Source organism: Pseudomonas sp. SWRI179 (assembly GCF_014268705.1).
Classification (GTDB): domain Bacteria; phylum Pseudomonadota; class Gammaproteobacteria; order Pseudomonadales; family Pseudomonadaceae; genus Aquipseudomonas; species Aquipseudomonas zanjanensis.
In genome coordinates this window covers 1-15,146 of the sequence record NZ_JABWRA010000046.1, presented here as the reverse complement: position 1 = coordinate 15,146, position 15,146 = coordinate 1, and the positions used below count along the sequence as shown (strand labels likewise).

The following is a 15,146-nucleotide window of genomic DNA, read 5'->3' as shown; positions in this document are numbered from 1 at the left end:
AGGACCAATGTGGGAGCGGGCTTGCTCGCGAAGAACGATAACGCGGTCTATTAATCCACACTACGAGGCAACTGCAACGTCACCCGCAACCCCCCTTCACGAAGGTTCTGCAGGCTCACCTCGCCGCCATGGCTGTGGGCGATGTTGCGGGCGATGCCCAGGCCCAGGCCATAGCCCTGCTGTTGCCCGGCGAGGCGGAAATGCGGCTCGAAGACTTGCTCCAGGCGCTGTTCCGGCACCCCGGGGCCTTCGTCGTCGACGTGGAGGATGAAGGCGGTTTCATCGTCATCGATGTGCAGGTGGGCGTTCTGCCCGTATTTCAAGGCGTTGTCGATCAGGTTGCCGATGCAACGCTTGAGGGCCAGCGGCTTGCCGGGATATGGCGCCAGCGCCCGGCCATCCTGGGTCACCCGGCCGTTGCCGTTGGGCGCCAGGTAAGGCTCGACCAGGCAATCGAGCACATGATTGAGGTCCACCGGCTCGATGTTCTCGTGGATGTCGGTGTCCTTGACGCATTGCAGCGCGCCTTTGACCAGCAGCTCCAGTTCATCCAGGTCACGGCCGAACTTGGCTTGCAGGTTTTCGTCCTCCAGCAGCTCGACCCGCAGCCGCAATCGGGTGATCGGTGTGCGCAAGTCGTGGGAAATCGCGCTGAACAACTGGCTGCGCTCCGTCAGGTAACGGCTGATGCGTTCGCGCATGGCATTGAACGCCCGCCCCACTTCCACCACTTCGCTGCCGCCGCCCTCGGCCACCGGCTCCACTTCGGCGCCCAGGGACATGTCCCGCGCGGCCCGCGCCAATCGCTTGAGGGGCCGGCTCTGCCAGTGCACCAGCAAGCCGATGAACAGCAACAACAGGCTGCTGGTGAGCACGATGAAACCAACCTGTTGCTTGGGCAGGTCTTGCTCTTCGAGGCTGGTGTACGGTTCGGGCAGCAGCGAGGCGATGTACAACCATTCCCCCGGCGCCATCTGGATCTGCGTGACCAGCACCGGTGGATTTACCGGCTCCAGCGTCAGGGCATAGTGGGCCCACGAACGAGGCAGTTCATCGAGCTTGAGCCCGGCATTGAAAATCCGCAGGTCGTCGGGGCTGACGAACGTCACCGAGATGTCGGCGTTATGACCCAAGGAGCGGCGCAGCACTTCATCCACGGCCGTGAGCACCGCCTGCTTGCGCGGCGTCACCGGCAGCACGTCCATGCCCAGGGGTTTGTCGTTGAGGGTGACGACGAACCGCGTGCCGCCCATGCTGCGCAACTGGTCCAGTACCAACGGCCGGTACGCCACGGGCAGCGAGCGCAAATAACTGACGCTGGCGGTCATCGAATGGGCCAGGCTGCGAGCGCTGGTGACCAGGCCTTCGAGTTGGGTGGCGCGCAATTGCGAAACCCAGATCAGGCTGGACAGGGTTTGGGCGAACAGCACCACCAGCAAAGTCAGCAACAACATCCGGCCCAGCAACGAGCGCGGCACCGGTACCCGCCGGGCGATTTTCTTGATCCCGTCAATGACCATTGCTGGCAACCACACTGGCCGCCAACTGGTAACCGCTGCCCCGCACCGTGCGAATCAGCCGCGGCGGCTTGTCGGTGTCCCGCAGGCGCTGGCGCAAGCGGCTGACCGCCATGTCGACGATCCGGTCCAGGGGCATCAGCTCACGGCCACGGGTCGCGTTGCCAATGGTGTCGCGGTCGAGGATTTCCTGGGGATGGTCGAGAAACAACTTGAGCAAAGCGAAGTCGGCACCGGAGAGAATCACTTCTTCACCGTCGGTATGGAACAGCCGATGGCTGACCATGTCCAGCCGCCATTCATCGAAGGCCAGCACTTCGCCGCCGGCGCGTTCCTGGCCGAATTGTGCCCGGCGCAGCAGCGCCTTGATGCGCGCCTGCAACTCACGCGGGCTGAAGGGTTTGCCCAGGTAATCATCGGCGCCCAGCTCAAGGCCGATGACCCGGTCGGCCTCGTCGGAACTGGCGGTGAGCATGATGATCGGCACATGCGCCTGGCGCGGGTGCTGGCGAACCCAGCGGCAAAGGCTGAAGCCGTCTTCATCGGGCAGCATGACATCGAGGATCACCAGGTCGCTCGGTGCATCGTTCAACGCCTGGCGAAACCCGGCGCCGTCGGGCGTGGTCCGCACGTGGAAACCCGCACGGCTGAGGTAGGTGTCCAGCAGCTCGCGAATCTCCTGGTCGTCGTCGACCAACAAAATCGATTTGTTTACTGAACTCACGGGCCTCGTCCTTGTTGTTTGGATGGGGGCGATTATGCCTGATGGACGGGTTCTACAAACACACTGCGCCCCCCTGTGGGAGCGGGCTTGCTCGCGAAGGCGGTGTGTCATTCAACTTTTTTGTTGTCTGACACACCGCCTTCGCGAGCAAGCCCGCTCCCACAAGAGACCACATTTCACTTCAAACAGCGGCGGATTGCTCCAACGCCACGCCCGCGCCCATCAGGCCGGAGTATGGCGCGGTCACCAGCCAGACCGGAATGCCCTTGAAATAATCGCTCATGCAACCCTTGTCGGCGAAGCACTTGGCGAAACCGCTTTCGAGGAAGAAATCGGCAAAGCGCGGGACCACGCCACCGACGATGTAGACGCCGCCGCGTCCGCCCAGCGTCAACACATTGTTGCCCGCCACGCGCCCCAGCCAGCGACAGAACTGCTCCAGCACTTCCAAAGCGATTGGGTCGCCAGCCAGGCCGGCCGCGGTGATGGATTCGGGGGTATCGAGCACCGGCACATGGCCGTCCACGGCGCAAATGGCCCGGTACACCCGAGGCAAACCGCTGCCGCTCAAAGCGGTTTCGGCGCTGACGTGGCCGATCTCGTTGTAGATGTGCTGCCACAACTGGGTTTCCCGCGGGCTGCTCATGGGCAGGTCGACATGGCCGCCCTCCCCTGGCAACGCGGCGAACCGGCCCTCACCCAGATCCAACAGCGTACCGACGCCCAGCCCGGTGCCTGGCCCGATCACCACCGCCGGACGCATCGGCTCCGGGGTGCCTTCGCACACGACTCGGTATTCATCGGGACGCAAGCGGGTCATGCCCAGGGCCATGGCCGAGAAGTCGTTGACCAGCAACAGCTTCTCCACCTGCAACCTTTCGCAGAACGCCAGGTTGCTCAGGCGCCAGTGATTGTTGGTAAAACGAAACTCATCGCCGCTCACGGGACCGGCCACCGACAGGCACACCGAACCGATGGCGCCCGGCTTCAGGCCCATGCCACTCAAGTAAACCTCGATGGCATCTTCCGGGCAGGCGTAATCCGCCGTGGCCAGCACCTGGATGTTTTCCAGGGTGTGATTTTTCCACAGCGCGAAGCGTGCGTTGGTCCCACCGATGTCACCGACCAAAGCCAGTTTCAATTAAGCGTCTCCAGGGCAGAAGTGAAGGCGCTGGCGCCCTGCTCCGCCGAGCTGAAGGCCATGCGCATGAAACCGAACAGCTCGCGACCAGTGCCGATGTTGTTGCCCAACAGGCCCTTGGCCGGCGTGCGCGCGGCAAATTCTTCGGCGTCCACCTTCAGTTCCAAGGTGCCTTTGACGCCATCGACACGGATGATATCGCCCTCCTGCACCCGGGCCAACGCACCACCGACATACGCTTCCGGGCTGACATGGATGGCCGCCGGAATTTTCCCCGATGCGCCGGACATGCGCCCGTCGGTCACCAGCGCCACTTTGAAGCCGCGATCCTGCAGCACACCGAGGAATGGCGTCATCTTGTGCAGCTCCGGCATGCCGTTGGAGCGCGGGCCCTGGAAGCGCATCACCGCGACAAAATCTTTCTCCAGCAGGCCGGCCTTGAACGCGTCCGCCAGGTCCTGTTGGTCCTGGAAGACCATGGCCGGGGCCTCGACCACCTGGTTTTCCAAGGCCACGGCCGAAACCTTCATCACGCCACGGCCAAGGTTGCCTTCCATCACCCGCAACCCGCCTTCTGGCGAGAAGGCGCGGGCCACCGGGCGCAGGATGTTTTCGTCGAGGCTTTCGATCGGACCGTCGCGCCATACCAGCTCGCCGTCCTCGAGGAACGGCTCCTGGGTGTAGCGGCTCAGGCCGTGACCGAGCACGGTGTTGACGTTTTCGTGGAGCAAACCGGCTTCCAGCAATTCACGGATCAGGAACGACATGCCGCCCGCCGCCTGGAAGTGGTTGATGTCGGCCTTGCCGTTCGGGTAGACGTGGCTCAGGGTCGGCACCACCTCGGAGAGGTCGGCCATGTCCTGCCAGGTCAGCTGGATACCCGCCGCCATGGCAATGGCCGGCATGTGCAGGGTGTGGTTGGTGGAGCCGCCGGTGGCATGCAGCGCGACGATGGAGTTGACCAGCGAGCGCTCGTCAACGATTTCGCCGATGGGCATGAAGTTGCCGCTCTGCTTGGTCAGGCGCGTCACCTGGAACGCCGCTTCACGGGTCAGTGCATCGCGCAGCGGCGTGTTCGGGTTGACGAACGAGGCGCCCGGCAAGTGCAGGCCCATCACTTCCATCAACAACTGGTTGGTGTTGGCGGTGCCGTAGAAGGTGCAGGTGCCGGGGCTGTGGTAGGACTTCATCTCCGATTCCAGCAGCTCTTCGCGGGTGGCCTTGCCTTCGGCGTAACGCTGGCGCACGTCGGCTTTTTCCTTGTTGGAAATGCCCGAGACCATCGGCCCGCCGGGCACGAAGATCGTCGGCAAGTGACCGAAGCGCAGCGCGCCCATCATCAGGCCCGGAACGATCTTGTCACAGATGCCGAGCATCAGTGCGCCGTCGAACATGTTGTGGGACAACGCCACCGCCGTGGACAGCGCGATCACTTCGCGGCTCGGCAGACTCAGTTCCATCCCCGCCTCGCCCTGGGTCACGCCGTCGCACATCGCCGGCGTGCCACCGGCGAACTGGCCGACCGAGCCGATTTCGCGCAGGGCTTTCTTGATCTGTTCCGGGAAGGTTTCGTAAGGCTGGTGGGCCGAGAGCATGTCGTTATAGGACGACACGATGGCGATGTTGGCGGCGTTCATCATCCGCAGGTGGTGTTTGTCTTCGGTGCCGCAACCGGCCACGCCATGAGCGAAGTTGGCGCATTGCAGCTTGCCGCGCATCGGACCGTCGCTGGCCGCACCACGGATCAATGCAAGGTAAGCCTCACGCGTGGCGCGGCTGCGGGCGATAAGCCGTTCGGTGACCTCAAGAACGCGGGGATGCATGTGTAGAACTCCAGGCTAACGGATGTGGCGACCTGATTGTCTATGCTGGTCAAAAGCCCGCTGCACGCTGTGTGGAAGGCGAGGCGACAGACGGTTTTTGACCATTCGGACCAGTTGATTCAGGTCACTCGTTGTAGATAAAACAAAATATTGCCACTAAAAAGGCTTGTTTTCTATTTTTATGCGAATAATCTTGTAATTCCAACAACAAATCGACGGCGGCGCAGTTAATGACTCTTCGAATCGCAATCAATGGTTTTGGCCGCATCGGCCGCAACGTCCTCCGTGCACTGTATACCCAAGGCTACCGTCGCGACCTGCAGATCGTCGCCATCAACGACCTGGGTGACAGTGCAATCAATGCCCATCTGCTCAAGTTCGACACCGTGCATGGCACCTTCGATGCCGACGTCCAGCACGATCATGAGAGCCTGACGGTCAATGGCGACCGCATCTCGGTCAGCGCCATCCGCAACCCGGCCGAACTGCCCTGGGCCGCCGAGAAAATCGACGTCGTGTTCGAATGCACCGGTCTGTTTACCGACCGTGCCAAGGCAGCCGCGCACATCAGCGCCGGCGCCCGCAAGGTGATCATCTCGGCCCCGGCCAAGGGCGCCGATGCCACCGTCGTGTATGGCGTGAACCATGACATCCTGCGCCAGTCCCACCAGATCATCTCCAACGCGTCGTGCACCACCAACTGCCTGGCCCCGGTGGCCCAGGTGCTGCACCGCGAGCTGGGCATCGAAAGCGGCCTGATGACCACTATCCATGCCTACACCAACGACCAGAACCTGACCGACGTCTACCACAGCGACCCGTACCGCGCCCGTTCGGCCACCCAGAACATGATCCCGAGCAAGACCGGCGCCGCCGAAGCGGTGGGCCTGGTGCTGCCGGAACTGGCCGGCAAGCTGACCGGCATGGCCGTGCGCGTACCGGTGATCAACGTCTCCCTGGTCGACCTCACCGTGCAGCTCAAGCGCGAAGCCTCGGCCGAAGAAGTCAACGAACTGCTACGCCATGCCAGCCAGCATTCGAAGATCCTCGGCTACAACACCCTGCCGCTGGTCTCCAGCGATTTCAACCACAACCCGCTGTCGTCGATCTTCGACGCCAACCACACCAAGGCCAGCGGCAAGCTGCTCAAGGTGCTGGCCTGGTATGACAACGAATGGGGCTTCTCCAACCGCATGCTGGATAACTGCCTGGCGTTGTGTAACGCCGAGTAACTGAAACGGCAGTTGAGCTTTTTTGTGGGAGCGGGCTTGCTCGCGAAAGCGGAGTGTCAGTCAATAAAAAAGGTGGCTGATCCACCGCTTTCGCGAGCAAGCCCGCTCCCACAGGGTTACAGGGGACCGGTGAAATGAAGGCTTGACCCACCATGTAGATGATAAGCATTATCATCTTCTCGAACCGGATCGGGCCCTACCGTGAGTCAATCGCGCTTTCATCATGTCTTCCTCGCCCAGCGCACGCCGCTGCTACGCACCCTCGAGCGCATGGTCAGCAACCCCAGTACCGCCGAAGACCTGCTTCAGGAAACCTACCTGCGCGTCACCCGAGCGTTGGCCGAACGTACGGTCGAGCACCTCGAACCCTTTGTTTTCCAGACCGCCCGCAACCTGGCGCTGGACCATCTGCGTGCCCGGCGCATCCAATCCCGAACGCTGTTGGACGACGTACCGCTGGAAGTCGTCCACAACGTCGTCGCCCCCCAGAGCAGTGCCGAGGACGCCGCCCATGCCCAGCAACTGCTCGAGCGCCTGGACGTCAGCCTGCAAGCCCTGAGCCCGCGCCAACAGCAGATCTTCATCCTCAGCCGCCTGCATGGCCACAGTTACCAGGAAATCGCCGAACGGCTCGGTGTATCCCTGAGCACCGTGCAAAAGGAACTGAAGCTGATCATGGCGATCTGTGTGGGTGTGGCTGAGCGCAACCCATGAACTTCACGCTGCGTACAGGCTTGCCTCCTAATGCCTGCGGCTTGTAGCTTGTGCGGGCCGCTAATAAGAGAACCCACCGTGACGGACTACTCCCCTTCTCCTGAGCCGACGCCGGAAACCGCCCATGCCATGGAGCAGGCGCTGGACTGGCTGATCCTGCTGGACAGCCCCAGCGCGGAACAGACGCGGCAGTTCCAGGCCTGGCTGGCGGCCGATCCACGTCACGGCGAGGCGTTTGCCCGGGCCCAGGCGATCTGGAACGGCCCGCAGGTGCTGGAAAGTGCCCGCCGGCTGGAAACCGCGCCCAAGGTCACCGCCCTGTCGCGCCTGCGTGACCACTGGAAACCCCTGGCCACCGCCGCTGTTCTGCTTCTCGGCCTGTTCAACTTCAGCGACCTACCCCTGCATTTCCAGGCCGATCACCTGACCGTGGTCGGTGAGCGCCAGCGCCTGCAATTGGAGGACGGTTCCAAGGTCCTGCTCAACACCGATTCGGCCTTCTCCAGCACGTTCAACGAACAACGGCACGTGGCGCGCCTGTACAAAGGCGAGGCCTTCTTCGAAGTCCCGGGCAACAGCACCCTGCCGCTGGAAATCGATGCCGGCCCGGTCACCGCCAGCGTCAGCGACACCACCTTCGCCGTGCGTTACCTCGACGGTGTGGCCCAGGTCCAGGTGCAGCGCGGCGATGTGGACCTGCGGGCCACCCGCAACGACACCCATGTACGCTTGTCCGCCGGGGAAAGCATCCGCATCGGCCCCAACGGCTTCGACCGCCCGGCCCGGCTCGATGCCAGCACCGAGCTGGCCTGGGTCCAGGGTCGGCTGGTGTTCGAAAACCGGCCGCTGAGCCAGGTACTGGCCGAGCTGCGCCGCTACTACCCCGGCTGGATCATCAACAGCAACGAACAATTGGCCAACGTCGCGGTGACCGGCAATTACCGCCTCGATCAGCCGCTGGACGTGGTCCGTTCCCTGGCCCACATCACCTCGGCGCGCCTACAGGAATTCCCCGCGCTGGTAATCCTGAACTAAATGAGAATTATTTTTACTCGATAGGCTTCGCTGGTTCGTCTCGTTATAGCCAATGCAATTGATTCGCATCCATAAACGCGAATCTGCACCTATAACAGATGCGACACGGAGCGCTATCGATGTCCTCTCGCCTTACTTGCCGGTTTCTTGCCCCTTCTTGCACGCTGTCACTGCTCACCGCCGCCATCCTGATGGCCGGCACCGCGCCGCTCGCCCTGGCCGCCACCACCGTGCAGCCCCCTGCACGCAACATGGGCGACTACACCTTTGCCATCGCCCGGCAACCCCTGGTCTCGGCCCTGAATGCATTCACCGCGGTCACCGGCTGGCAGGTCGGCCTGCCGGCTGAACTGGCCGAAGGCGTCGCGTCGCCAGGGGTGAACGGCTCGCTACCGCCGGAAAAAGCCCTGGAACGCCTGCTGGCGGGGACCCAACTGAGCTATCGCAAGCTGGGCGACAACAGCATCGTCCTGGAAAAACGCAGCCGCGGCAGCGCGCTGGAACTGCAACAGGTGACCATCAGCGCCACCCGCCAGGAACAGGACATCACCAGCGTACCGAGCACGGTCACCGTCCACGACCGCCAGGCACTGGACCGCAACAACGTCAATACCCTCAAGGACCTGGTGCGCCATGAACCGGGCGTATCGGTGGGTGGTGCGGGCCAGCGCGGCGGCATCAGCGGCTACAACATCCGCGGCATCGACGGCAATCGGATCCTGACCCAGGTCGACGGCGTGGAAATACCCGGCGGGTTCTTCAACGGCCCCTACGCCAAGACCCAACGCAACTACGTCGACCCGGAAATCATCAAGCGCGTGGAAATCCTCCGCGGCCCGGCCTCGGTGCTGTACGGCAGCAATGCCATTGGCGGTGCCGTCAGCTACTTCACCCTCGATCCGGACGACATCATCAAGCCGGGCGAGGACGTCGGCGCGCGCCTGAAGACCGGCTACAGCTCCGCCGACGAGAGCTGGCTCAAGTCCGCCACCGTCGCCGGCCGTAGCGGCCCAGTCGATGGCTTGCTGCACTATAGCCAGCGTGACGGCCACGAAACCGAATCCTACGGCAGCCACAACGGCACCGGCCTGGATCGCACCGCCGCCAACCCTGAAGACGTGCGCACCTACAACGTGCTGGCCAAGCTCGGCTGGAACTATAACGATGATGCACGCCTTGGCCTGGTCTACGAGAAATACAAGGACGACCGCGACAGCGACCTGAAAAGCGCCTATGGCGGCCCCTACTCCAACGGCCGCCCCACGATCCCCACCTCCATGCTGCCCGGCGGCATGTACCAGTGGCGCACCGGCAACGACACCATCACCCGCGAGCGTTTCGGCCTGGAACACAGCTTCGCCCTCGACAGCCTGCTGGCCGATCACGTCAAGTGGAGCCTGAATCACCAGGTCGCCAAGACCGACCAGAGCACCGCCGAGTTCTATTTCCCCATCACCCGCCAGGTCCTGCGCACCCGGGAGACCCTCTACGAAGAGAAGCAGTGGGTCTTCGATGCGCAACTGGACAAGGCCTTCAGCGTCGCCGACACCGACCACGCCTTGACCTACGGCACCACCCTCAAGCAACAGAAAGTCACCGGCTCGCGCAGTGGCAATGGCGTGTGCCTGGCGGTCGGCGTCGGTTGCCCGGCGGTGGGCGCCATCAGCACCCGGGACGTGCTGGCAAAAGCCAGTGACTTCCCCGACCCGACCATCAACACCTACAGCCTGTTCGCCCAGGACCAGATCAGTTGGGACAAATGGACCTTCACCCCCGGCCTGCGCTACGACTACACCCGGCTCAAACCGCACCTGACCGAGGAATTCCTCAGTACCGTGGACCCTACCGGCGGCGGTACAGTCAGCGGCAAGGACAAGACCTGGCATCGCGTCTCGCCCAAGTTCGGCGTGACGTACGCCCTGAGCGATGAGTATACCTGGTACGGCCAGTACGCCGAGGGTTTCCGCACCCCCACCGCCAAGGCCCTGTATGGCCGCTTCGAGAACACCAACCCTGGCTATAGCGTGGAGCCCAACCCCGACCTGGAGCCGGAAAAAAGCCAGGGCTACGAGACCGGCCTGCGTGGCCGTTTCGATTCCGGTTCGTTCGACGTGGCGGTGTTCTACAACAAGTACCGCGACTTCATCAACGAGGACGCCATCATCCCCGGTGCCGACCAGTTGACCTTCCAGAGCAACAACATCAAGCACGCCACCATCAAGGGCGTCGAAGCCAAGGGGCGCCTGGACCTGGACGTGCTGGGCGCGCCAAAGGGCCTTTACACCCAGGGTTCGGTGGCCTACCTCTACGGTCGCAACAACGACACGGGCGAACCGCTCAACAGCATCAACCCGCTCACCGGCGTGTTCGGCCTGGGCTACGACCAGGAGCAGTTCGGCACCTTGCTCAGCTGGACCCTGGTCAAGAAAAAGGACCGCGTCGACGACAGCAACTTCAACTCCCCCGATGGCGTGAGCAGCCAATTCAAAACCCCAGGCTTCGGCATCCTCGACCTGACGGGTTACTACAAGGTGACCGGCGACGTGACCGTCAGCGGCGGCCTCTACAACCTCACCGACAAGAAATACTGGCTGTGGGATGACGTGCGCGGCTACGACAGCGTCGGCGAAGCGGCCGTGCTGAGCCCCGCCAACCTCGATCGCCTGACGGCGCCCGGGCGTAACTTCGCGGTGAACCTGATCTGGGATATCTGACCAAGATTTTTGTCGACAAGCCAAATGCCCTGTGGCGAGGGAGCTTGCTCCCGCTGGACTGCGCAGCAGTCCCAAGAACTTGCGGTCGCTGCGCAACCGAGCGGGAGCAAGCTCCCTCGCCACAATGTTCCAACTCGAAGGAATTTTTTCATGACCACACAACGCCCCGCTTCACGCTCCCAACGCCTGAACCAGATCACCCACGAGCCCCACGGCAAGCTCGATGCGCTGGTCAAGGCCCATGCGCCGTTCGACACCCCGGCCAGCTTCGCCCGTTTCGTCGTCGCCCAGTACCTGTTCCAGTCAGAACTGGTGGCGCTGTACAACGACGCCGAACTGGCCGCCTTGATCCCCGACCTGCCAGCCCGCTGCCGTGCCGACGCAGCCAAGGCGGATCTCGCCGACCTGGACACCGAAGTCCCTGGGCCGGTGGCCGGTGCGGTGAAAAACCCGACCCAGGCCGAAGCCCTGGGCTGGCTGTTCGTCTCCGAAGGTTCGAAGCTCGGCGCCGCCTTCCTGATCAAGCGTGCCGTAGGCCTGGGGCTGAGCGAAACCTTCGGCGCCCGGCATCTGGCCGAACCTGACGGCGGGCGTGCCGAAGGCTGGAAAACCTTCACCCGCACCCTCGATGGCCTGACCTTCACCGAACAACAGGAAGCCGAGGCGGACAAAGGCGCGCTGGATGCCTTTAACCGCTTCACGGTGCTGCTGGAGCAGGCTTACGCGACCGAGTTGGCCTGATTCGCACAAGGAATCTAGGGGTGGATGCATATCTTGCAGTCCACCCAGAAACCAGTGTGGGAGCGGGCTTGCTCGCGAAGGCGGTGGGTCAGTTAACGGTTATGTTGGCTGATATACCGCCTTCGCGAGCAAGCCCGCTCCCACAGGAAATGTGTATGACTGAAAAACGCTGATGAACCATCCGTCGAAACTCACCCAACTGCTCTTCGCCCTGCTCGCCTACACCAGCCTGGCCATCGGCCTGGTCGCCATCGTCGTGCCTGGCCTGCCGACCACCGAGTTCATCCTCTTGGCCGCCTGGGCCGCGACCCGCAGTTCGCCGCGCCTGAGCGCCTGGCTGGAGAACCATCGGCTGTTCGGGCCGATGCTGCACAACTGGCGCAACGGCAAGGTCATCCCGCGCCGGGCCAAGGTCGGTGCCAGCGCCAGCATGCTGCTGTGTGCCGGGCTGATGTTGGTGATGCTCGACCACGGCTGGCCGGTCTACCTGGCGCTCGCCGGCATGGGCCTTGGCAACCTGTGGATCTGGTCGCGACCGGAACAGGCACAGGGCGCTTGTGGCGAGGGAGCTTGCTCCCGCTGGGCCGCAAAGCGGCCCCCAACGGATTTTTGATCTATGCTCGCCCTCTGGTTCAGGAGGGGCTTTCGATGGCAGATCTACTCACATCCATGCAAGCCGCGCTCGGCTTGCCCACGACCCCGATCACCTTCAGCGGCGAAGGCGCCCTGCCCTCGGCGTTCGCCGTCACGGAGCTGGCCAGCGCCAGCATCGCCGCAGCCGGCCAAGCCACCGCCGAGCTCATCCACCAGCAGACCGGCCGCCTGCCCCCCGTCGAAGTCGACCGACGCCTGGCATCGTTCTGGTTCGCCACCTCCCTACGCCCCATCGGCTGGCGCGTGCCGCCGATGTGGGATCCGGTGGCCGGCGACTATGCCTGCGCCGACGGCTGGATTCGCCTGCACACCAACGCGCCGCATCATCGCCTGGCGGCGGAAAAAGTCCTCGGCACCTGCACCGACCGCGCCGACATGGCGGCCAGGGTCACCCGCTGGAACAAGGCCGAGCTGGAGCAAGCCGTGGTCGACGCCGGCGGTTGCGCAGCCCAGATGCGTTCGTGGCAGGCCTGGCAAACTCACCCTCAAGGCATGGCAGTGAATGCCGAACCGCTGGTGCATCTGAGTGAAACGACTGGAGGACAGCAGAAACCCTGGCCTGGCTCCGTGACCCAGCCACTGGCGGGCCTCAGGGTCCTGGACCTGACCCGCGTACTGGCCGGCCCCGTCGCCAGCCGCTTCCTCGCCGGCCTCGGGGCCGACGTGCTGCGCATCGACCCGCCAACCTGGAACGAACCCGGCGTGGTCCCGGAAGTCACCCTGGGCAAACGCTGCGCCCGCCTCGACCTGCATCGAGCCGATGATCGCGCGGCGTTCGAGGCATTGCTCAAGGACACCGACCTCCTCCTGCACGGCTACCGTGCCGACGCTCTGGAACGCCTGGGCTACGGCGCCGAACAGCGCAGTAAACTGGCTCCGGGCCTGATCGACGTCAGCCTCAACGCCTACGGCTGGAGCGGCCCCTGGCAGAACCGGCGCGGCTTCGACAGCCTGGTGCAGATGAGCAGTGGCATTGCCGAAGCCGGCATGGCTTGGAAACACACCGACAAACCGACACCGCTGCCCGTGCAAGCACTGGACCACGGCACCGGCTATCTGCTGGCGGCCAGCGCCTTGGTGCTGTTGGCCCGGCGCCTGCACACGGGCCATGGCGGCTCGGCACGTCTGTCACTGGCACGCACGGCGAAGCTGTTGATCGAGCGTGGCGCAGGGGACTCGAGCCCATTGCGAGCCGAGGCAGAGGATGATCAGGGCCTGGTGATCGAACAGACGCCATGGGGGCCAGCCCACCGGCTGCAGGTGCCCTTGAAAATCACCGGGACGCCGCTGCAATGGACCTTGCCGGCAGCTGAACTGGGGGCGCATCGGGCCCGGTGGTGACATGCACTAGCAGTTTCAACGGCCCCCTGTGGCGAGGGAGCTTGCTCCCGCTGGGGCGCGTAGCGGCCCTATTTTTTTGGGGGCTGCTGCGCAGCCCAGCGGGAGCAAGCTCCCTCGCCACAAGGGTTCGCCTCGGCATTACGGTGAACCTCACAACGCCAAAAACCCACTGTACAACCCATACGCCGCTACACCCGCGCCAAACAGCACACAGGCAAAAACACCTTTTTCCACAGCGGTGAACAAGGGCTGTCCCTGTTCCCACTTGGCCTGGGCAAACAGGATCACTCCGGGTGCATACAACAACGCCGACAGCAGCAGGTATTTCAACCCGCCGGCGTACAGCAGCCACACCGCGTAGCACAGGGCCACGCCACCTATGCACAGGTCTTTCATGCGCTGGGCCGAGGCTCGTTCGTAGGTTTCCCCACGGACGCACAGCAGCACCGCATAAGCGGCTGACCAAAGGTACGGCATCAGGATCATCGATGAGGCCAGATAAATCAGGCTGGTGTAGGTGCCGGCGGAAAACAACGTGATCAGCAAAAACAGTTGGATCATGCCATTGGTCAACCACAGCGCATTGACCGGCGCATGGTTGGCATTTTCCTTGGTGAGGAATGCCGGCATGGTCTTGTCCCGGGCGGTGGCGTAGAGGATCTCGGCGCACAGCAGCGCCCAGGACAGCAGCGCCCCCAGTAATGACACCGCCAAGCCCAGGCTGATCAGCAATGCGCCCCAAGGCCCGACAATGTGCTCCAGCACGCCGGCCAGTGACGGGTTCTGCAACTGCGCCAATTCCGGCTGGCTCATGACCCCCAGGGACAACACATTCACCAGCACCAGCAACGCCAGGACACCGAGGAAACCGATCACCGTCGCCCGCCCAACGTCCGCACGTTTCTGTGCCCGCGCCGAGTACACGCTGGCACCTTCGATACCGATGAACACGAACACCGTGACCAGCATCATGTGCCGCACCTGGTCCATCACGCTGCCCAGGTCCGGGCTCATCGCGCCCCAGATATCGCGGGTGAACACCTCGGCCTTGAAGGCCACGGCGGCCAGGACGATGAACATCAACAGCGGCACGACCTTGGCCACGGTGGTCACCAGGTTGATGAACGCCGCCTCCTTGATGCCCCGCAACACCAGGAAATGCACGGCCCACAACAGCAACGATGCACAGCCGATGGCCACCGGCGTGTTGCCCTGGCCAAACGCCGGGAAGAAATACCCCAAGGTGCTGAACAGCAGCACGAAGTAACCGACATTGCCCATCCAGGCGCTGATCCAGTAACCCCAGGCGGACGAGAAGCCCATGTAGTCACCGAACCCGGCCTTGGCGTAGGCATACACGCCCGAGTCCAATGCCGGTTTGCGATTGGCCAGGGTCTGGAACACGAAAGCCAGGGTGAGCATGCCGACAGCGGTGATGGCCCAGCCGATCAGTACCGCACCGACATCGGCCCTAGCCGCGACGTTTTGCGGCAGGGAAAAGATCCCACCA

12 protein-coding genes are annotated in these 15,146 nt (G+C 63.4%); 7 read left to right on the top strand and 5 right to left on the bottom strand.

The window, feature by feature from the left end; all coding sequences use genetic code 11:
* Positions 1–50 precede the first annotated feature (50 nt).
* The 4 genes from HU767_RS22405 to edd form a co-directional block, all read right to left on the bottom strand.
* The gene (locus HU767_RS22405; RefSeq protein WP_186709229.1) at positions 51–1,520 is read right to left on the bottom strand and encodes an ATP-binding protein; all 1,470 of its coding nucleotides are present in this window, start codon (positions 1,518–1,520) and stop codon (positions 51–53) included.
* The gene (locus tag HU767_RS22400; protein ID WP_186709230.1) at positions 1,510–2,241 is read right to left on the bottom strand and encodes a response regulator transcription factor; all 732 of its coding nucleotides are present in this window, start codon (positions 2,239–2,241) and stop codon (positions 1,510–1,512) included. Before HU767_RS22400 ends, HU767_RS22405 begins: the two co-directional genes overlap by 11 nt.
* A gap of 181 nt (positions 2,242–2,422) precedes the next feature.
* Positions 2,423–3,382: a glucokinase gene (locus tag HU767_RS22395; protein ID WP_186709231.1), complete on the bottom strand. Its 960-nt coding sequence runs from the start codon at positions 3,380–3,382 to the stop codon at positions 2,423–2,425.
* Positions 3,379–5,205, bottom strand: a complete 1,827-nt coding sequence (edd, locus tag HU767_RS22390; RefSeq protein WP_186709232.1) for a phosphogluconate dehydratase — start codon at positions 5,203–5,205, stop codon at positions 3,379–3,381. Before edd ends, HU767_RS22395 begins: the two co-directional genes overlap by 4 nt.
* Positions 5,206–5,435: 230 nt before the next feature.
* On the opposite strand from edd, the gene gap reads away from it, so the two are divergent.
* From gap to HU767_RS22355, 7 genes are all read left to right on the top strand, one after another.
* Positions 5,436–6,437 carry a type I glyceraldehyde-3-phosphate dehydrogenase gene (gene gap / locus HU767_RS22385; protein ID WP_003184623.1) on the top strand — a complete coding sequence of 334 codons (1,002 nt, stop codon included), beginning with the start codon at positions 5,436–5,438 and terminating at the stop codon, positions 6,435–6,437.
* A 201-nt stretch (positions 6,438–6,638) separates the two neighbouring features.
* Entirely contained in the window at positions 6,639–7,151 is a 513-nt protein-coding gene (locus tag HU767_RS22380; RefSeq protein WP_186730485.1) for a sigma-70 family RNA polymerase sigma factor, read from the top strand.
* A gap of 129 nt (positions 7,152–7,280) precedes the next feature.
* Positions 7,281–8,186, top strand: a complete 906-nt coding sequence (locus tag HU767_RS22375; protein ID WP_186709245.1) for a FecR domain-containing protein — start codon at positions 7,281–7,283, stop codon at positions 8,184–8,186.
* A 119-nt stretch (positions 8,187–8,305) separates the two neighbouring features.
* Positions 8,306–10,900 (top strand): TonB-dependent receptor, encoded by a 2,595-nt coding sequence (locus tag HU767_RS22370; RefSeq protein ID WP_186730484.1) that lies wholly within the window; start codon positions 8,306–8,308, stop codon positions 10,898–10,900.
* A gap of 150 nt (positions 10,901–11,050) precedes the next feature.
* Positions 11,051–11,641, top strand: a complete 591-nt coding sequence (locus tag HU767_RS22365; protein WP_186730483.1) for a biliverdin-producing heme oxygenase — start codon at positions 11,051–11,053, stop codon at positions 11,639–11,641.
* Positions 11,642–11,813: 172 nt separating this feature from the next.
* The gene (locus HU767_RS22360; protein WP_186730482.1) at positions 11,814–12,254 is read left to right on the top strand and encodes a YbaN family protein; all 441 of its coding nucleotides are present in this window, start codon (positions 11,814–11,816) and stop codon (positions 12,252–12,254) included.
* Between the two features lie 35 nt (positions 12,255–12,289).
* On the top strand, positions 12,290–13,636 hold the full coding sequence (locus tag HU767_RS22355) for a CoA transferase (protein ID WP_186709239.1): 1,347 nt from the start codon (positions 12,290–12,292) through the stop codon (positions 13,634–13,636).
* A 150-nt stretch (positions 13,637–13,786) separates the two neighbouring features.
* Here the strand turns inward: HU767_RS22355 and arcD are convergent.
* On the bottom strand, positions 13,787–15,146 hold a 1,360-nt coding region (arcD, locus tag HU767_RS22350; RefSeq protein WP_186730481.1), incomplete at its 5' end, for an arginine-ornithine antiporter.